Origin of the sequence: Paenibacillus sp. GCM10023252, from assembly GCF_042653305.1 — a bacterium.
Classification (GTDB): Bacteria; Bacillota; Bacilli; order Paenibacillales; family Paenibacillaceae; genus Pristimantibacillus.
Genome location: NZ_JBHSHW010000021.1, coordinates 266,300 through 283,693, shown reverse-complemented (window position 1 = coordinate 283,693; position 17,394 = coordinate 266,300). Strand labels below are relative to the sequence as shown.

At 53.3% G+C, this 17,394-nt stretch carries 19 protein-coding genes; all 19 read right to left on the bottom strand.

The features are described from left to right. Positions 1-6: 6 nt before the first annotated feature. The 19 genes from ACFO9Q_RS12350 to ndk all read right to left on the bottom strand — a co-directional run bounded on the left by ACFO9Q_RS12350 (position 7) and on the right by ndk (position 17,372). Entirely contained in the window at positions 7-513 is a 507-nt protein-coding gene (locus tag ACFO9Q_RS12350) for a gamma carbonic anhydrase family protein (RefSeq protein ID WP_379182329.1), read from the bottom strand. A gap of 70 nt (positions 514-583) precedes the next feature. Further along, positions 584-1,771, bottom strand: coding sequence for a hypothetical protein (locus tag ACFO9Q_RS12345; protein WP_379182327.1), 1,188 nt, complete (start codon positions 1,769-1,771; stop codon positions 584-586). A gap of 189 nt (positions 1,772-1,960) precedes the next feature. Continuing rightward, positions 1,961-2,641: a histidine phosphatase family protein gene (locus tag ACFO9Q_RS12340; RefSeq protein WP_379182325.1), complete on the bottom strand. Its 681-nt coding sequence runs from the start codon at positions 2,639-2,641 to the stop codon at positions 1,961-1,963. Between the two features lie 28 nt (positions 2,642-2,669). After that, on the bottom strand, positions 2,670-3,275 hold the full coding sequence (locus ACFO9Q_RS12335) for an anti-sigma factor family protein (protein WP_379182323.1): 606 nt from the start codon (positions 3,273-3,275) through the stop codon (positions 2,670-2,672). Beyond that, positions 3,275-3,868, bottom strand: coding sequence for an RNA polymerase sigma factor (locus ACFO9Q_RS12330; RefSeq protein WP_379182321.1), 594 nt, complete (start codon positions 3,866-3,868; stop codon positions 3,275-3,277). Before ACFO9Q_RS12330 ends, ACFO9Q_RS12335 begins: the two co-directional genes overlap by 1 nt. 368 nt (positions 3,869-4,236) lie before the next feature. Continuing rightward, a complete protein-coding gene (locus ACFO9Q_RS12325; protein WP_379182319.1) occupies positions 4,237-5,328 on the bottom strand; it encodes a prephenate dehydrogenase in 1,092 nt (363 codons plus the stop codon). Positions 5,329-5,331: 3 nt separating this feature from the next. Continuing rightward, positions 5,332-6,429, bottom strand: a complete 1,098-nt coding sequence (gene hisC, locus ACFO9Q_RS12320) for a histidinol-phosphate transaminase (protein WP_379182317.1) — start codon at positions 6,427-6,429, stop codon at positions 5,332-5,334. Between the two features lie 143 nt (positions 6,430-6,572). Beyond that, positions 6,573-7,382, bottom strand: a complete 810-nt coding sequence (gene trpA, locus ACFO9Q_RS12315) for a tryptophan synthase subunit alpha (RefSeq protein ID WP_379182315.1) — start codon at positions 7,380-7,382, stop codon at positions 6,573-6,575. After that, positions 7,369-8,577: a tryptophan synthase subunit beta gene (gene trpB, locus ACFO9Q_RS12310; RefSeq protein ID WP_379182312.1), complete on the bottom strand. Its 1,209-nt coding sequence runs from the start codon at positions 8,575-8,577 to the stop codon at positions 7,369-7,371. The genes trpA and trpB overlap by 14 nt, the downstream gene beginning before the upstream one ends. Continuing rightward, entirely contained in the window at positions 8,574-9,233 is a 660-nt protein-coding gene (locus ACFO9Q_RS12305) for a phosphoribosylanthranilate isomerase (protein WP_379182310.1), read from the bottom strand. Before ACFO9Q_RS12305 ends, trpB begins: the two co-directional genes overlap by 4 nt. Beyond that, entirely contained in the window at positions 9,230-10,033 is an 804-nt protein-coding gene (trpC, locus tag ACFO9Q_RS12300) for an indole-3-glycerol phosphate synthase TrpC (RefSeq protein WP_379182308.1), read from the bottom strand. The genes ACFO9Q_RS12305 and trpC overlap by 4 nt, the downstream gene beginning before the upstream one ends. Then, positions 10,023-11,075, bottom strand: a complete 1,053-nt coding sequence (gene trpD / locus ACFO9Q_RS12295; protein ID WP_379182751.1) for an anthranilate phosphoribosyltransferase — start codon at positions 11,073-11,075, stop codon at positions 10,023-10,025. Before trpD ends, trpC begins: the two co-directional genes overlap by 11 nt. A 5-nt stretch (positions 11,076-11,080) precedes the next feature. Continuing rightward, positions 11,081-12,652 (bottom strand): anthranilate synthase component I, encoded by a 1,572-nt coding sequence (trpE, locus tag ACFO9Q_RS12290; protein ID WP_379182306.1) that lies wholly within the window; start codon positions 12,650-12,652, stop codon positions 11,081-11,083. Between the two features lie 339 nt (positions 12,653-12,991). After that, entirely contained in the window at positions 12,992-13,360 is a 369-nt protein-coding gene (gene aroH, locus ACFO9Q_RS12285; protein ID WP_379182304.1) for a chorismate mutase, read from the bottom strand. Positions 13,361-13,365: 5 nt separating this feature from the next. Further along, on the bottom strand, positions 13,366-14,460 hold the full coding sequence (gene aroB, locus ACFO9Q_RS12280) for a 3-dehydroquinate synthase (RefSeq protein ID WP_379182302.1): 1,095 nt from the start codon (positions 14,458-14,460) through the stop codon (positions 13,366-13,368). Position 14,461: 1 nt separating this feature from the next. After that, on the bottom strand, positions 14,462-15,631 hold the full coding sequence (aroC, locus tag ACFO9Q_RS12275; RefSeq protein WP_379182300.1) for a chorismate synthase: 1,170 nt from the start codon (positions 15,629-15,631) through the stop codon (positions 14,462-14,464). A gap of 207 nt (positions 15,632-15,838) precedes the next feature. Next, entirely contained in the window at positions 15,839-16,024 is a 186-nt protein-coding gene (locus tag ACFO9Q_RS12270) for a hypothetical protein (protein WP_379182297.1), read from the bottom strand. 76 nt (positions 16,025-16,100) lie between these two features. Continuing rightward, positions 16,101-16,883: a CheR family methyltransferase gene (locus tag ACFO9Q_RS12265; protein WP_379182295.1), complete on the bottom strand. Its 783-nt coding sequence runs from the start codon at positions 16,881-16,883 to the stop codon at positions 16,101-16,103. Between the two features lie 45 nt (positions 16,884-16,928). Continuing rightward, positions 16,929-17,372: a nucleoside-diphosphate kinase gene (ndk, locus tag ACFO9Q_RS12260; RefSeq protein WP_379182293.1), complete on the bottom strand. Its 444-nt coding sequence runs from the start codon at positions 17,370-17,372 to the stop codon at positions 16,929-16,931. Positions 17,373-17,394 lie beyond the last annotated feature (22 nt).

The following is a 17,394-nucleotide window of genomic DNA, read 5'->3' as shown; positions in this document are numbered from 1 at the left end:
CGGCGTTTAAGAGATCCTATATTCTTTTCCTTTGGCCACGTAGCTTTCCATCGTCCTTCTCATACGCTGCAGATCGTCATCGGTTAATTCTCTTACGACTTTGGCGGGTGCTCCGAGAGAAAGAGTATAGGGTGGAATGGTTAGATTTTCCGTTACAATAGAACCGGCTCCTACTAAAGCATATTCACCAATGTCGGCGCCGTTAAGTACGATGGCCCCCATTCCAATTAATGTGCCCTTGCCTATGCGGCACCCATGGATGATTGCCCCGTGCCCGACCGACACTTCATCCTCAAGGAGGAGCGGCTGATTCGTATTCACATGTCCGATACAGCCATCTTGAATATTACAGCTTGAGCCGATACGAATAGGAGCAAGGTCTCCTCTAAGCACGCTGTTGAACCAAATCGTGCTGTCTGCTTGAATGGAGACCTCTCCGATGAGCTTAACTCCTTCTGCAACATAGACAGACTGGTGTAAGACTGGCACAATGCCTCCATACGGGATTAGCATATCATTTCCCCTCTCTAATTGTGTTCTATCCTACTAGGTGGGGAGATTCTACCAATCACATTCGCCATTGTCAATGCAGCACGATCGGATCCTTCTCATCCAAGCTGACACCGGCCATGATCGCCTTGCCTGCTATCGTCATTCGCATGACAGGTCCATAAGTCTCATGCTCTCCTATTCGGAGTAAGCCAAGATGAAGCATCATCCCCATGACCCTCTGCTGGAAGATTGCTTCTGAGCTGTCGTAGTAGAAGGGCTTGATGTAGGGGCTTAGCACGGCTTGTACGGAGTCGACCGTTACCCACTCTGATGCCATGCTGTTGATCCAATGAGCCAGAGACAATAAGGATGGGATCGGGGCCTTGTACATTCTTAGCCAGAACCGATACAGCTGTTCCATCTCTGTGAGACTCTGATGAAGCAGCCTCTCTTCTCCCTTAGGAGTTAGTGTCAGGTTCGATTCGGTCTCTTGAATGTACTTGGCATAGTAACAGTAGTCATACAGCAAGGACATTCGATTCGGATACATATTGAAGTGGCGGCCATATCCGAACCGCCATTCCCCTCGACCAGGAAGCTCTTCCTTCACCCCTAGCCGATCTAGAATAGCCTGTATGAACCGCTTGTACATCGAGCCTTCCGCCGTCAACTGCACTTCATTATGGTGTATATAATGAAGCAGCTGCCTGATGTCATCGACCATGATGCCCTGTTCATCCCGATACACATGAGGCTCATCAGTGTACGTTAAGGCAGATTGGAAGCGGCGCTTCATCGTATCCAGCAATCTTGCCTTCAGATCCATAGGAACCTGGAATAGATACCGATTCGCTCCGCTGAAGCCGTTGAACAGCCAGCCTTGATGCTTGAAGCGAATGACGACGTCTCTCGGAGACACTTCCTTCACTTCCTTGCTCTTCCTGCTCGTCTTGCTTGACTTAGACCGTCTCATCTTCCCCGCCGCCGAGGGGCTGTCATCCTGCGGAGGCTCTGGGAACTTGCTCTGCTGCACCCTCGCAATTAACTCTTCCAGGCTGAAGGAGCTTCTAGACTCGAACAGCAAGGAGCTGAGGAACCGTAGGTCTTCAATGGGCATGGCGGAGATCTGCGCATCGAACACCTCTCTTCGGCTGACCGCACCGAGAATGGATTGAATCAGCTCGTTCTTCGAATGCCTGTTGCATTCACATTGATAGACATCTGCAATTCGGCTAAGCTGCTGTGTATCCGCGAATCCCAGCATGTCGGCTAAGTTCATCTCTGCCCCCTCCTGTCATCATTCCAGCAAGCGCTGCCTTCTACTTCTAGCAATGTTGTCTATGCAAGCCTTAAGTTAATACCATTATGGGACATTTCCTCTCATTTCAAACCACCTTGAACCAGGATTCCTACTCTTGTACGAAAAAAAAAGATTGAACAGGATAGGTTCCCTGTTCAATCTAGATTCTCAGACTATCTTAGGCAAATGTCTCGTACAATTGTGAAGCAGCGGCGTCCACACTTCATCCTTGTATTCCATAATGGAATAGGACATATTGCCGATATGCTGGTTATCCAAGTGAGCACACATATGGGCCATTAGCTGTGCCAAGAAGCTCCCGTGGGTAACGACCAGTACCCTGTCTGCGGGACCATAGGGCAACTGAAGTAAGAAGTCTCCTCCTCGTTCCCGTACAGCCTCATCGGTCTCTCTGCCCACTCCTTCATCGGTATGCCAGTTCGCTCCCCATCTCTCAAGGCGCTCCGCTTCAGTCGTACCTTCAATCTCACCGAAGTATCGCTCACGAAGCCGGACATCCGGGGGCAGCAAGGGGATGCCCAGCTTGTCCGCAATGATCTCCGCGGTCTTATAGGCACGCTGCAAGTCACTGGACACGACGGCATCCCATTGCTGCTGCCCGTCCTTGAGCAAGCGCTCAGCCAGCGCCTCTGCTTGCTTCATGCCTTGTTCATTAAGCGGTATATCCGTCTGGCCCTGAATGCGGCCAAGGGCATTCCACTCGGTCTGTCCATGTCGCACGAGACCTATAATCATCTGCATCCACTCCATTCGTCTTCCAATTCTAATATCTAATATCCATGCTGGCCATACAGCCCGTGCCGCACGAATACCCTGTTGATTCCTCAACAGGTCTGCTGAATATGTGGGTCTTCATCTAGTTCCTTGTCCGTGAGAGCCAGTTCAGTATGAGTAAGGTCATAATGACGCCTAGCAGAGATAAGGCCACCCAGTAGCCAGGGTAAGTCGGCACTACTTGAAGCACGAAGGGATCACTGATGCTTGCAACAGGGACTTCAGTGGAGAACTCTGCCTGGATGAAGGCTCCATCTCCTGAAGCGTTAGCCGTGTCCATAAGGCCAGTCAGAGTAGCCATCTGCTCCTCGGTAGCCGACTGATCAGCGCCGAATAGGAAGAAGAAGAGGCCGCACGCGAACATGGCCAAGCAGCTTGCAATAACAATAGCAAGATTGCGGCGGAAGTGCCGAGAGAATTGGTAGCTCTTATGGTTCACGGGCAGCAGCCAGGAATCCTCAGCATAGATCCGATCCATGACTTCCCGATTCACATGATCTATAGGTCCTATCAGTTCATCATTCATAGAGAGCCGCCGGATGAGCTCTTCACTCTCTTCCCACAGCTTGAATTGGCTCAGGCAGTCGCTGCAATGCTGCAGATGCGAATCGACCGCCTCACGTCGGCTGTGACCGGGGGTTAGATCCCAGTACTCAGCGAATAAGTCCTGCGCCTCATTGCAATTCATCACAACTTCATCCCTTCGTATTCTTCCATTATCGGTGATTGTCCGAAGTAAGGCTCCAGCTGCGACTTCACGCTCGCTCGGGCACGGAAGAGCAGAGACTTCACGGAGCTGACCGTCTGTCCCAATATTCCCGCAATCTCCTGATAGTCCAGCTGGTCATACTCTCTAAGAATAAGGGCGGAACGCTGCTTCTCAGGCAGATTGTTAATCGCTTCCCTGACCATAGCCATTCGTTCATTACGCAGGACATGCTGCTCGGGTACGGTATCTGGACGAGAGATGGGTTCTACCCCAATCTCATCAAGCGACACGTGACCTGACTTCCCCTTGCGGAGCTCACTTAGGACGGTGTTGCGGGCAATCGTATATAACCAGGTTGAGAAGGATGCATCCACCTCGCGGAACGAATGCAGACTTCGATAGGCTTTGTAGAAGGTCTCAGAGCACAGGTCTTCTGCCATGAGCTCGAGCTTCGCGCTCTTCAGCATATGATAGATGAAGGCAAGGATCTTGCGTTGGTAGCGCCGCATCAGTTCCGAATAGAGCTGTACATTGCCGTCCTTAATCTCACGAATTAACTGGGAATCGGTCATGACAGGCGAACCTCCTCACCTGCGGATTTCTTCCCTATCCGATACCTATTGTACCGAATCGGAAGAGAAAAGTTGCGGTCATATGTCCAATTTGTTTCGTTAACCATATATTTACATGTGAAGTTGTCTTTTGTATTGTAACATAGTGCTCTCGTCCCGTCTCCTGAAAATAGACAAAAAAAAAGACCACCTATTGGTGGCCCGCACAAAGTGCGAATGATTTGGATAGGAGTGGAGAGAAACCATACTGTACCTTTATTATATGGATACGCTTCCAACTTGTCAATAAGCGCTTTCATTTTTTTATAAAAAAATTTCGACCGCGAGCTGCTGCTGCACGTTCAGCTGCCCGCGGTCGAATGGAATGCTTACAAGTGTACGTCGTAGCTTAACTTGCTAAGCAGCCCCATCGCTCCGTCCAGATCATCTTGGCTGCGGAAGGATAGGCGCAGCACGCCGGGGATATCTTCCCTGCTCTCGCTAATCTGGATATTGCTCAGAGAGATATGGTGATTGCCCAGCTCCGTCGTAATACGGCCTATAATGCCCGGCTCATCAGGGATATCCACATAGCAGTCATAAGTCGAATGAATCATCCCCTTGCGCCTCTCAGGCATCCGGCTGCGGAACTCGCCGGACATACGGAACGCCTCTTCGATGGCCTCTCCATCTGAACTCTCCAGCATGCGCACGAACCGTGACGTCTCTTCGTTCCAGTCCTTGAGCAGTGAGAGCAGCACGCTTCGATTATTAACGAGGATGTCTCTCCAGACGACCGGGTCGCTGGAGGCGATACGCGTAATATCGCGGAAGCCGCCTGCCGCAAGAGACTCGTATAGTCCATCCTGCTCGCTATAGCCCCGAATCTGGTTGACGAGAGCTACGGCAATGATATGCGGCAGATGGCTGATTGCTCCAACAATATCATCATGCTGCTTCGCCCCTACGGTGACAATATGCGCCTTCGTGTAGTGAAGCAGCGTCCTCAGCTTGTCCATGGCCTCCGCTGGGGTGGTCTCATCCGGCGTAAGGACATAATAAGCATTCTCGAATAGATGGGAGGAAGCCGCCTCTACCCCAGATCGTTCAGAGCCGGCCATCGGATGACCTCCGATGAACACTGCCCCGTTCAACTGCAGCCTGCGAGCGGCTTCAGCTACCGAAGCCTTCGTGCTGCCGACGTCGGTAATAATGCATCCGGGCTTCAACTGGATGCGGCTTAACTCTGCCACATACTCTTCCAGATTGCCGACCGGAACGCATAGGAAGATATAGTCAGCCTGTTCAGCTGCCTCTTGCATAGACGTCGTCGCTTGATCCACGACGCCTCTCTGGATGTACTTGGCTGCGGAGGATGGACGCACGGAGTGCCCGATGACCGTAATTCCGGGCTTCCCCTTGAAGCAGAGGGCCAGCGACCCTCCGATCAGTCCAACTCCGAATATCGCGATAGTCGTCATACGTTATCCGTGCACCGCCGCTTCTTGCAGAGCTTGCTCCAGTGCATGAATGAACTTCTCATTCTGCTCCTTGCTGCCTACTGTAATGCGGATATGTGTTGGATAATAGGTCCATCTAGCACGTGAGATAATGCCTCTGCGCAGCAGCGCATCGAAGATCTCGCCTGATGGGCGCTTCACATCGAACATGACGAAGTTGCCATAGGCTGGGAAGTAGGAGAGCCCGAGACGATCGAACTCCTTGTACAGATAGGCGATTCCATCCGCGTTCTGTTGTCTGCAATAGCGGATGAAGTCGGCATCTGCAAGCGAGGCCTTGGCTGCCGCTTGCGCGAAGCGAGACGTATTGAACGGTTCTCGAACCTGATTAATATAATGAATAATATCAGGATGACTGATTCCGTACCCGATGCGCAGGGAGGCGAGTCCGTATATTTTGGAGAAGGTGCGCAGCAGGATGAGGTTATGGTGCTTCTTCAGCAGCTCAATTCCATTCGGGAATTCCGGATCATCAATATACTCGCAATATGCCTCGTCCAATACGGCAAGCACATGAGTAGGCAGCTGGCTCATGAATGCATCCACTTCCGCAGCAGTCACGATGGTGCCTGTCGGATTGTTCGGGTTGCAGATCCAGATCAGCTTCGTGCGATCGGTTACCTTCGCCAGCATCGCTGGCAGATCATGCTTGCCGTCCTTCAGCGGAACTTCGATGACGCGGGCGTTCTCGACCTCCGCATTATGCCGATAGATAGGGAACGTCTCATCTGCCATGATCGTCTCGTCGCCAGCAACGAGGAAGGCGCGGGCTAGCAGCAGAATGACCTCATCGGAGCCTGCTCCGAAGATGAGCTGATTGGGCTGAACATCCAGCTGCTTCGCCAGTGCTGCCGCCAGCTCGACACTCGCACCGTCGGGATACAGACTAACGTTGCTGATCTCCTGCACTATCGCTTCCTTCGCCAGCGGAGAGCACCCGAACGGGTTCTCATTCGAGGCAAGCTTAATGACTTCTTCCAAGCCAAGCTCTCGCTTCACATCCTCTATCGGTTTGCCTGGCTGATAGACGGGAAGATGAATAATATTGCTTTTGGGCTGCATTCGTAGGATCACCTCTTGTATTCTTTTCCTATAGTGGAATCATTGTCTCACATCTAAGCGTTCTTTCCAAGACTAATTCAATCGGCTAGCCGTGCATGCAGAAGCCCCCGACGCGTACGTCAGAGGCTCTATTCCGCGTGGTTCTACACTCTCAGACTAGCGACATAGTCGCCAATCTGCTGCAGTCCCGCTTCTCTTGAAGCAGGGTCAGCAAGCAGAGGCAGCGCTTCTTCAATCTGTCTAACGATAGCACTGCCTACAATAACGCCGTCACTCAGCTTGGCGAATCGCTCCACCTGCTCACGGGTGGAGATGCCGAAGCCGACAGCAATCGGCACATCTGTCGCTTGGCGAACTGCCCTCAGGAACTCATCAATGCCCGTATGGAAGTCCGCACGCACACCCGTTACTCCGAGCGAGGATACGCAGTAGACGAACCCTCGCGCCTTCTTCGCAATTCGGGTAACCCGCTCAGCTGATGTTGGAGCAACGAGCGGGATGAGGTGGATGTCTGCCGCTTCCGCCATCTCCCGCACTTCCCCGTCCTCCTCGATTGGAAGATCCGGGATAATAAGTCCGCTGATCTCATTGCCCTTCACCAGCTCGAAGAATCGGTCCAGACCTAGCTGCAAGGCAGGGTTGTAATAGGAGAATAGGATGAATGGCAGCTTCACCCCCGCTTCTCTCGCCTGCGAGGCCACTTCGATACAGTCTACGATAGAGATTGGACGTCCGCTGAGCGCTCTCTCCGAAGCTCGCTGAATGACGGGACCGTCAGCTAGCGGATCGGAGTAAGGAACACCAAGCTCAATCATATCCGCGCCGGCTTCTTCCAGCTTCTGAATAATCGCTACCGTCGTTGCGACATCCGGATCCCCGACCGTCAGGAATGGAATGAGGGCAGTACGTCCTTCCTCTCTCAGCTTCGCGAATACAGCATCAATGTGATTCACGTCCCGCACCTCCTCCCAGATAGCCCATAATCGCTTCAACATCCTTATCCCCGCGGCCGGAGAGACTCACGACAATGACCTTGTCCTTATCCAGCGTTGGAGCGAGCTTCATCGTCTGTGCGATCGCATGGGCCGACTCCAGCGCGGGAATAATGCCTTCCTTGCGGGAGAGCAGCTGGAGCGCTTCAAGCGCTTCCGCATCTGTAATCGGGAAGTACTCGGCTCTGCCCGTATCCTTCAGGTAGGCATGCTCCGGTCCAATCCCCGGGTAATCAAGACCAGCCGAGATGGAATGCGCCGGCTGTACTTGCCCATAGTCATCCTGGAGCACATAGCTAAGCGACCCTTGAAAAACCCCATGCCGCCCCTTCGTCATCGTAGCGGCATGCTCATCGGTATCCACCCCGCGGCCGGCGGCTTCAACGCCGACGAACTTAACGGATGCATCCTCCACGAATGGGTAGAAGATGCCCATCGCATTGCTTCCGCCTCCTACTGCGGCTACGACGTAGTCTGGCAGGCGGTTCTCCGCCTTCAGAATCTGTTCGCGCGCCTCATCCCCAATAATCCGCTGGAAGTCACGTACAATCATCGGATATGGATGAGGGCCGGTTACCGAACCAAGAATATAGTAAGTATCCTCAACATGGCTGACCCAATAGCGCAGTGTCTCATTACACGCATCCTTAAGCGTCTTCGTCCCGGAGGTGACCGGTACGACCTCTGCTCCCAGCAGATTCATCCGGAAGACGTTAAGCTGCTGGCGCTTCGTATCCTCTTCCCCCATGAACACCTTGCATTCGAGTCCTAGCAGTGCAGCAATCGTTGCGGAAGCAACCCCGTGCTGGCCGGCGCCGGTCTCGGCAATAATCTTCGTCTTGCCCATGCGCTTGGCGAGTAAGCCCTGTCCAATTGTATTATTAATCTTGTGAGCGCCCGTATGGTTCAAGTCCTCGCGCTTCAAGTAGATCTTCGCTCCGCCGAGATGCTCGCTGAGACGCTCCGCATAATAGAGGGAGGTTGGACGTCCAGAGTACTTATGAAGCAGGTAGCGGACTTCTTCCTGGAACTGGGGATCCTTCGAGTAGTGGGCATAAGCTTCCTCTAGCTCAAGCAGAGCGTTCATTAACGTCTCGGGTACGTAGCGGCCGCCGAACTTGCCGAACCTTCCGTTCCCATCTGGTACTTGGTTCATGCTTCCAACACCTTCCTTAAGAACATAGTAATCTTGCTTATATCCTTCACGCCGTCCTTCTCAACTCCGCTGGACACATCGATTCCTGCCGGACTGGCATCGCTTAGCAGCTCCCCAACATTACCCGGATGCAATCCGCCGGCTATATAGAGAGGAACTCCAATCGCAGCTGCTGCTTGCTCATATGCGGCTACTTGCTTCCAATCGAAGGTCTGTCCCGTTCCGCCGCCGGCCGTATCCACTAACACCGCATCTACAGCACCTGCATACGCAGCCAGACGCTTAGATCCTTCAGCTGTAGCCAGCGCAGGGAACGCCTTCCACACCTTCACGCCAAGCCCCTCGCGTATAGAACGCGACAGCTCAGGACTCTCTTCCCCATGCAGCTGAACGACATCCAGAGGCGCAGTTGCTAGCACGTCTCGAAGCTCCTCCAGCGTCGTGTTCACGAATACACCAACCGTTACCGGTGCGGCACCTTCCGCTGTCTTCATCCTGCCAGCAGTCTCAATCAGCACCGCCGCCTGTTCCGCTGTCACCTGCCGCTTGCTTGGCGCGAAGACGAATCCCAGCTCATGGAACGGAAGTCCCTCCATCGCTTGAATCGTCGCAGCATCCCTCAGCCCGCAGATTTTCACCCTTGGTCGGCTTGTCATCTCCCGTCTACCGAGCCGAGCAGCGCCTCAACCGACTCAGCTACATCAGCATGACGCATGAAGTGCTCGCCGATGAGCAGACCATGCGCTCCGGCTTCGCGCAGGTAAGCAACATCCTCCGTACTTGCAATGCCGCTCTCGCTAATGACCGTCACACCCTCAGGAATATAGCCAATCAGCTCTTCCGTCGTCGCTAGATTCGTGACGAACGACTTCAGATCGCGGTTGTTAATTCCGATCAGCTTCGCCTTATCCAGCTCCAGCACCGTCTCCAGCTCCCGCCGGTCATGCACTTCAACGAGTACATCCAGGCCAATAGACTTCGCGATATCGAATAATTCCGACAGCTCTGTCCGCTTCAAGATCGCAGCGATGAGCAGGATCGCATCCGCCCCAATCGTGCGTGCCTCATACACTTGGCGGTAATCGATGGTGAAGTCCTTGCGCAGCAGCGGAAGGTTCACTCGTTCACGAACGGCCATCAGATACGCATTGGACCCTTGGAAGTAGTCGCGGTCAGTCAGCACGGATAGACAATCCGCCCCTGCCCCCTCATATGCAGCCCCCAGCTCAGCCGGGTGGAAGTCCGTACGGATCAATCCCTTCGAAGGAGACGCCTTCTTCACCTCTGCAATTAATCCCATCGAACGGCGCTTGCGCTGACCTTCGCCTAAGGCACGCTCGAAGCCTAGACATGGAGGCAGATTCGAGATGTCTCTCTCAATTCGAGATAGGTTGAAGCTGGTGGCTAGTGATGCGACTTCTTCTCGCTTGGTCGCTACGATCTTGTCAAGAAACATGAGTCAACTCTCCTGTCGTATGAATAAGCTGCTGAAGCTTCTGCTCCGCACTGCCGGAGTCGATGACTTGTGCAGCCACCTGAACGCCATGCTGGAGCGATTCCGCCGATCCGCCAATGTAGATGCAGGCGCCGGCATTCGCGAGGACGATGTCCCGATAGGCGCCTGTCTCCTCCCCGCTGAATACGCGGCGAATGATTGCTGCATTAACCGCCGGCTCGCCGCCTAACACCTCACTGATAGGCCTCGTCGTTAAGCCCAGCTCTTCCGGGGTAATCGTATACGTTCGAACCTCGCCATGAAGCAGTTCGGAGATCTGCGTCGGGGATGAGATGCTGATCTCATCCAGGCCATCGTAGCTGCTGACGACCATCGCCCGCTTCAGTCCGAGCTCGCCGAGCACCTCCGCTACCGTCTCGGTCCGATCACGGTCATATAGGCCTAGCAGCTGGCGATCCGCTCCAGCAGGATTCGTCAGCGGTCCAAGCATATTGAAGATCGTGCGGACTCCCAGCTCCTTCCGAGGAGCAGACGCATGGCGCAGCGAAGGATGATACAGCTGAGCGAACATGAAGCAGATGCCAATGTCGTTCAGGCATGCAGCCGCCTGCTCTGGAGTAAGCGTGATGGTGACGCCCAGCGCTTCAAGCACATCTGCGCTTCCCGTCTTGCCTGACATGGCACGATTGCCATGCTTCGCGACACGAATACCTGCAGCGGCAGCAATGATAGCCGACGCGGTTGAGATGTTGAACTTATGAATACCGGAGCCGCCGGTGCCGCAAGTGTCCAGCAGACCTTCCTGCTCCGTCTTCACATGACTAGAGTAGGATCTCATCACTTCGGCGAAGCCGGTAATCTCGTCTCTCGTCTCACCCTTCATCCGAAGGGCAATCATGATGCCGGCAATCTGAGCAGACGTTGCCTCTCCGCTCATAATGACCTGCATAGCCGCACGGGACTCTTCACGGGTCAAGCTTGTTCCGGATATCAGCTTGCCAATCGCTCCTGGAATAGTGAAGGGAGCTGTCTGATTGGACATTAGGCTCATTCGGACACACCTTCTCCGGCCAAGACGTAATAATCCATATTAATGTCATGGAACTTATCGGTACGCGTACGGCTCGTATCGAAGATCGCTTCCGCCCGGCGAACGGCCTTCAGCATGCCCATCGCTTTGTTGACGGTCTCGGTATATTCACTCTCCGGCACGGAGTCCCATACAATTCCCGCTCCTGCTTGCACGTAGGCTTTGCCACCTTTGAAAATAATCGTCCGTATCGTAATACACGTATCCATCGAACCGCCGAACCCCAGATAACCAATCGCTCCCGCATACGCTCCGCGTGCTTCATTCTCCAGCTCTGCAATAATGCCCATCGCTCTTAGCTTAGGCGCCCCGGACACGGTACCGGCGGGCAGGCAGGAGATGAAGGCGTCGAAGAAGTCCTTGTCCTTGTGCAGCTTGCCAGATACGTTGGAGACGATATGCATCACGTGGGAATAGCGCTCAACCTCCATATAGGAATCGCACTTGACGGTGCCGAATTCGGAGACACGCCCGATATCATTACGCCCGAGATCGACGAGCATCAGATGCTCTGCCCGCTCCTTCTCATCCGCCAGCAGCTCACGCTCAAGCCTCTGGTCCTCCTCTGTCGTGCGGCCTCTCGGTCTCGTACCGGCTATCGGCCTCGTCTCAACACGGTCCCCATTGACCTTAACCAATGCTTCAGGAGAGGTGCCGACGATAATCTCCTCTCCCATCTTCAGATAATACATGTATGGAGAAGGATTCATGGTACGAAGAACTCTATAGACATGAAGCGGATCAACATCCGTCTCAATGGAGAAGCGCTGGGACAGCACAACTTGGAATATATCGCCTGCTCGAATATATTCCTTCGCCTGCTCCACGTTCGAGATGAACTGTTCCTTCGTCAGATTCGATTCGACCTCACCAAGCTCCGTCTCCTCGGGCAGCATGCCGCCAGCATTCACTGGTATGGTAACGGGCTGCTGCAGCCGCTGTATCGTTGCTTCGATCTTGCTCACCGCTTGATCGTAAGCTTGCTCTATACTCTGTTCCGTCGCAAGCTCCGGCAGATGGACGTTGCCAATAATCTGAAGCTCCTGCTTGAAGTGGTCGAATACGATTACTTGGTCGCAGAACATGAATTGCAAGTCATTCATCTGCAGATCATCAATCCGGTGCGGTGGAAGCTTCTCATAATACTGCAGCAGATCATAGCCGAAGAATCCGATCGCTCCGCCGGTGAACGGCGGGAGGTCTGGTACAGACGGACTTCGGAAGGAGCGAAGATGCGCCTTCAGCAGCTCAATCGGCTCCTCACGCAGAATCTGCTTCTCCCCGCCGCGCTCGAGCACCATCTCTCCGTTCTTGCCGTATAGCATCATGAATGGATCCGTTCCGATGAATGAGTAACGAGCCCACTTCACGCCGCCCTCGACACTCTCGAGCAGGAACGCATGCTTCTCCTTCGCAAAATGCTGAAACAACCGGATCGGCGTCTCGGTATCCGCCATCATTCTCCGTACAATTGGAATTAAGTTATAAGTGCCAGCCAGCCGCTTAATCATCTGCAATTCATTCGTCATCTGCTTATTCCCCCATCTTATTCTAATCAAAAAAGCTCCTGCCGAGGGCAGGAGCATCGTTATAGATGATGACGAAAGTAAGGGTTGGAGAACCCGTTGAAACGAGTTAACGAAGATTGTAAGAGCACATACAAGAAAATAGGCATATAAAGTGTTACCCCTAAAATAAGGTTCACCTGATGCTGCTTCCTTCTATTCTCTGCTCGACTCATTCTCCGCTTCACCTGCTACGGTCTGCTCCACTCAGCTCTACTCAGCTCATCTAAACTCTGTCTAACCTGCTCATCTCATCTCATCACTTACGTTCCAATATACAACATCCAGCTGCTGACCGTCAACTTATGCTTTGCTTAGATCGGGCCGAAGAGCCTGCGCCCCGCCTAGATAGACGTGCTTAATCTCTGCCTGGCTCTTATCGGTATTCACATGCACCATGAGACGAATGCACTTCTCCAGACTGCCCTTCACTGGAATCTCAACGGAGCACATTAAGGGCACAAGCTCCCAGCCGCCCATCTTCCTGATCGCTCTGGCAGGGAAGGTAGAATCCAAGTCTCCGGTTACCGTGATGAACACGCTGCAGATATCCTCTGGCGTGATGCCATTATCGGTAACAATCTCATTCAACAGATCTATCGTTGCGCTTAGAATCGGCTGTTCTTCATTGACATCTACTGTTATCGCTCCGCGAACTCCTCTAACGCTCATGAAGTCTAGTCCTCCCTCTTCAGCTGCTCTACTATATCTCTCACCATCGATGCTTGCACATCGCTGCGAATCTGAACGGTGCCAATGGCCGTTGGAACGACGAATACCATCGAGCCTTCCTGGAACTTCTTGTCGTGCATCATCGCTTCCATGATCGCATCAACATCATAATGGGCTGGCAGCCTTGTCGGAAGGCCACAGGCCTCCAGTACTTGCTTCGTGACCGTGTACACTTCCTGTGGTGCTCCTAATTGAACACCAAGCCTTGCAGAACCAATCATGCCGATTGCAATCGCTTCTCCGTGGAGAATCTCGTTGTACCCGGCTACCGCCTCAATGGCATGGCCAATCGTATGTCCAAGATTCAGGATGGCTCGCAGATCATTCTCCTTCTCATCTCTGGAGACTACTTCAGCCTTGACGCTGCAGCCATTGTAGAGTGCATAACCTAACGCCTCTGGCTCCAGGGATAAGAGCTTCTCTGCGTGTGCAACGCACCACTGTACGAAAGTCTCATCCCATATTAATCCGTGCTTCACCACTTCCGCAAGCCCAGCACGAACTTCGCGAGGCGGCAGCGTCTGAAGCGTATTCAGATCGTAGAGCACCAACTCGGGCTGATGGAACGCTCCAATAATGTTCTTCGCGAGTGGGTGATTGACCGCAACCTTGCCCCCGACGCTGCTATCATGCGCGAGTATCGTCGTCGGGATCTGGACGAAGCGGATGCCGCGCATATAAGCAGCGGCAGCGAAGCCTGCCAGATCGCCAACGACTCCTCCGCCGAGGGCAACAATCGTTGACTTGCGATCAAGCCCTGCCTCTAGGGCAACGGTCACAAGCTCTTGGAGCTGCTGCAGCGACTTGGAGCTCTCTCCTGCAGGCACCACAGCGGTGGCGACCCGGTAGCCAGCTGATTCAAGCTGCTGCTGGAGCGGAAGCAGATACGTCCCAGCCACCGTCGCATCGCTAATGATTAAGACTGGGGACTTCTTGCTGATGCTATGCTTGTCGAAGTAGAGGGAGGCCTCCGCGAGGAGACCTTCGCCAATATATATGGGATAAGAGCGATCACCTAGGTCGACCTTAAGCTCCCGCATCCTAGTACCGTCCTACTTGTTCCAGATAGCTGTTCAGGTTCGCACGAATCTCCTCAATGGAATCTCCGCCGAACTTCTCGAGGAAGGCCTTCGCCACTTCCCAGGCTACGACATGCTCCATGACGACGCTCGCCGCTGGAACCGCGCAGCTGTCGGAACGCTCGACTTGGGCAGTGAATGGCTCCTTCGTGTCAATGTCTACACTGCGAAGCGGCTTGTACAACGTAGGGATGGGCTTCATGACGCCGCGGACGACGATCTGCTCTCCATTCGTCATTCCGCCTTCGAAGCCGCCCAGTCGATTCGAAGCCCGATAGTATCCGCGCTCCTCACTGTACATAATCTCATCATGCACTTGTGAGCCGCGAAGCTGGCCTGCTTCGAAGCCGATGCCGATCTCACAGCCCTTGAACGCGTTGATGGATACAACTGCGCCGGCAATTCTCGCATCAAGCTTCCTGTCATATTGCACATGGCTCCCTAGTCCGATAGGTACGCCCTCAACGATACATTCAACGACTCCGCCGATGGAATCGCCCTCAGCCTTGATCTGATCAATGTAGGCCATCATCTTCTCTTCTGTTGCCTTGTCAACTACACGTACAGGTGATTCTTCGGTCTGCTGAATCAGCTCATCGACGGACAGCTGATTAGCTGGAGCCTCTACTTCACCGATTCGAATGACCTGTCCGGCAACCTTAATGCCGAACTCAGCAAGCAGCTGACGAGCAATTCCGCCAACAGCTACCCGTGCAGCCGTCTCCCTCGCACTGGATCGCTCAAGCACGTTGCGCAGATCCTTCAAGTCATACTTCAATCCGCCGTTCAGGTCTGCATGTCCTGGACGTGGTCTATGTACGCGGCGCTTATCTTCATCCGAGCCTTCAATCGGCTCGATATTCATGACGCTAGTCCAATGCTTCCAATCGTTATTGGCAACGATTAATGCTACGGGAGCTCCTGTTGTACGTCCGTGGCGAACTCCGCCGACGACCTGTGCCGTATCCTTCTCGATCTGCATCCGTCGGCCGCGGCCATGTCCCTTCTGACGGCGATGAAGCTGGAAGTTCAGCTCCTCGAAGTCAATCGTCAGATTGCTTGGCAGTCCCTCAATGATGGCTGTTAATTGTGGACCGTGTGTCTCGCCCGCTGTCAAATACCGTAAACTCAAACCAAGCTCCTCCTTCATGCGGTCCAGCCTGCACTGGCCGAAACATCTTTGCTCATTATAGTACAGCCATGGTAGTTTGACAAGAATGAGATTACATCGGACTAAAGCGTTGAAGCGCGAGCGTAATTGGTCATCTCCATCATCTGATGGCCATAAAAAAAACAGCTGTCCCTGGTTCTGAAACGGAACCATGAGATAGCTGTTCATCTAGCTGTTAACCGATTGCCTATCCTTGTGCGGATGTTCCTTAGCGGACTGCGAGTGTTCCCTGGCTGACTGCGGCTCTTCCATCAGCCTTGACAATTGATTAAGATCAACGCCGAGTATCTGAGCACACTCGTGCAGGGAGACGAATCCTCGCCTGTAGGCGGTAATGACTTGGCGCTTATCCATCCTCTGACCTCCTGACTAAGATTCACTATTCCTAGTATAGGAGAACATAGAGTAGGATATACGTCCTCGCCAATTGCTACACTCTTCGATAGAAGAACGTATCTGCCGATTCGAAGCCATATTGAGCCGGGGAGAAGATCTGCTCTGTGCTGCCAACGAACAGCAGTCCACCAGGCTTCAGCGCCCCAGCGAACTTATGATACAGCAGATGCTTGGCATCCTCGGTGAAGTATATCATCACGTTACGGCAGACAATCAGGTCGAATGGTCCGCCTGTGAACTCATCATGCAGCATATTTTGCTGCTTGAAGGAGATCGAGCGCTTAAGGCTGTCCTTCACGACGTAGTGATCCCCATGCTTCGCAAAATAACGATCGACGTAGGAATCCGGAACATCTCGAATCGAGCGATCCATATACACTCCTTCGGAGGCCTTCTTCAGCACAGCCGCATCCAGATCGGTAGCTTGAATCGAGCAGCGGTCCACCGCCCCCAGCTCAGAGAGTATCATAGCGAGCGTATACGGCTCTTCACCTGTTGAGCATGCAGCGCTCCATATTCGAAGACGTCCGCCTCCCTGCAGCATCTCGGGCAGAAACTTCGTATGAAGCACATCCCAGCGGTTAGGATTGCGCCAGAATTCGGATACGTTAATCGTCATACGATCCAGGAATTCCTCGAACAGTGCCCGGTCCTTGTCCATAGCCGACCAATACAGCTGGAACGTGTCATAGCCATGCTTCTGCCGGAGAGTGGTCAGCCGACGCTTCATCTGCCCTTCCTTGTACTGGGACAAGTCAATGTTCGTCTTGCTCTTAATATGATGGATGAATGCGGTAAAATCATGATCCTCTGACAAGTGATTCCCCTCGCTTGTATGAGCTGCAGATCTAGATGAATGATTTTAGATCCATCTCTGTATGGTATGATCGTAGTCTATTAGCTCATCCGATGAGAAGAAGATACCGATCTCTCTCTCGGCATTCTCTATGGAATCCGATCCGTGAATCAAGTTGAAGTTCGTATGTACAGCCAGATCCGAGCGAATGGTGCCGGGCGCCGCCTCGACCGCATTCGTCTTGCCGATGAGTGCTCGGGTGAGGGCGATTACGTTGTCCCCTTGCCAGACCATGGCGAATACGGGTCCGGATGTTATGAAGGTAAGGAGCGGCTCGTAGAATGCTTTGCCCTCATGCTCTCCATAGTGGGTCTTAGCCAGCTCAGGGCTAACCATCATGAACTTCGCCGCTGCCAGCTGCAGTCCCTTCTTCTCGAAGCGGGCCACAATCTCTCCTATCAATCCGCGCTGAACCCCATCCGGCTTAATCATTAGGAACGTTCTCTCCATCCGTCATCCACCCTTTCACCAA

What these genes read in the sequence shown, in the direction of transcription:
- trpC (WP_379182308.1), bottom strand. Translation starts at nt 10,033, where the DNA reads ATGTTTCTTGACAAGATCGTAGCGACCAAGCGAGAAGAAGTCGCATCA.
- trpE (WP_379182306.1), bottom strand. Translation starts at nt 12,652, where the DNA reads ATGACGAATGAATTGCAGATGATTAAGCGGCTGGCTGGCACTTATAAC.
- aroB (WP_379182302.1), bottom strand. Translation starts at nt 14,460, where the DNA reads ATGCGGGAGCTTAAGGTCGACCTAGGTGATCGCTCTTATCCCATATAT.
- trpD (WP_379182751.1), bottom strand. Translation starts at nt 11,075, where the DNA reads ATGTCCAATCAGACAGCTCCCTTCACTATTCCAGGAGCGATTGGCAAG.
- ACFO9Q_RS12350 (WP_379182329.1), bottom strand. Translation starts at nt 513, where the DNA reads ATGCTAATCCCGTATGGAGGCATTGTGCCAGTCTTACACCAGTCTGTC.
- ndk (WP_379182293.1), bottom strand. Translation starts at nt 17,372, where the DNA reads ATGGAGAGAACGTTCCTAATGATTAAGCCGGATGGGGTTCAGCGCGGA.
- ACFO9Q_RS12325 (WP_379182319.1), bottom strand. Translation starts at nt 5,328, where the DNA reads ATGACGACTATCGCGATATTCGGAGTTGGACTGATCGGAGGGTCGCTG.
- ACFO9Q_RS12305 (WP_379182310.1), bottom strand. Translation starts at nt 9,233, where the DNA reads ATGACAAGCCGACCAAGGGTGAAAATCTGCGGGCTGAGGGATGCTGCG.
- ACFO9Q_RS12335 (WP_379182323.1), bottom strand. Translation starts at nt 3,275, where the DNA reads ATGAATTGCAATGAGGCGCAGGACTTATTCGCTGAGTACTGGGATCTA.
- ACFO9Q_RS12345 (WP_379182327.1), bottom strand. Translation starts at nt 1,771, where the DNA reads ATGAACTTAGCCGACATGCTGGGATTCGCGGATACACAGCAGCTTAGC.
- aroH (WP_379182304.1), bottom strand. Translation starts at nt 13,360, where the DNA reads ATGAGCGTTAGAGGAGTTCGCGGAGCGATAACAGTAGATGTCAATGAA.
- ACFO9Q_RS12270 (WP_379182297.1), bottom strand. Translation starts at nt 16,024, where the DNA reads ATGGATAAGCGCCAAGTCATTACCGCCTACAGGCGAGGATTCGTCTCC.
- ACFO9Q_RS12330 (WP_379182321.1), bottom strand. Translation starts at nt 3,868, where the DNA reads ATGACCGATTCCCAGTTAATTCGTGAGATTAAGGACGGCAATGTACAG.
- trpB (WP_379182312.1), bottom strand. Translation starts at nt 8,577, where the DNA reads ATGAACCAAGTACCAGATGGGAACGGAAGGTTCGGCAAGTTCGGCGGC.
- hisC (WP_379182317.1), bottom strand. Translation starts at nt 6,429, where the DNA reads ATGCAGCCCAAAAGCAATATTATTCATCTTCCCGTCTATCAGCCAGGC.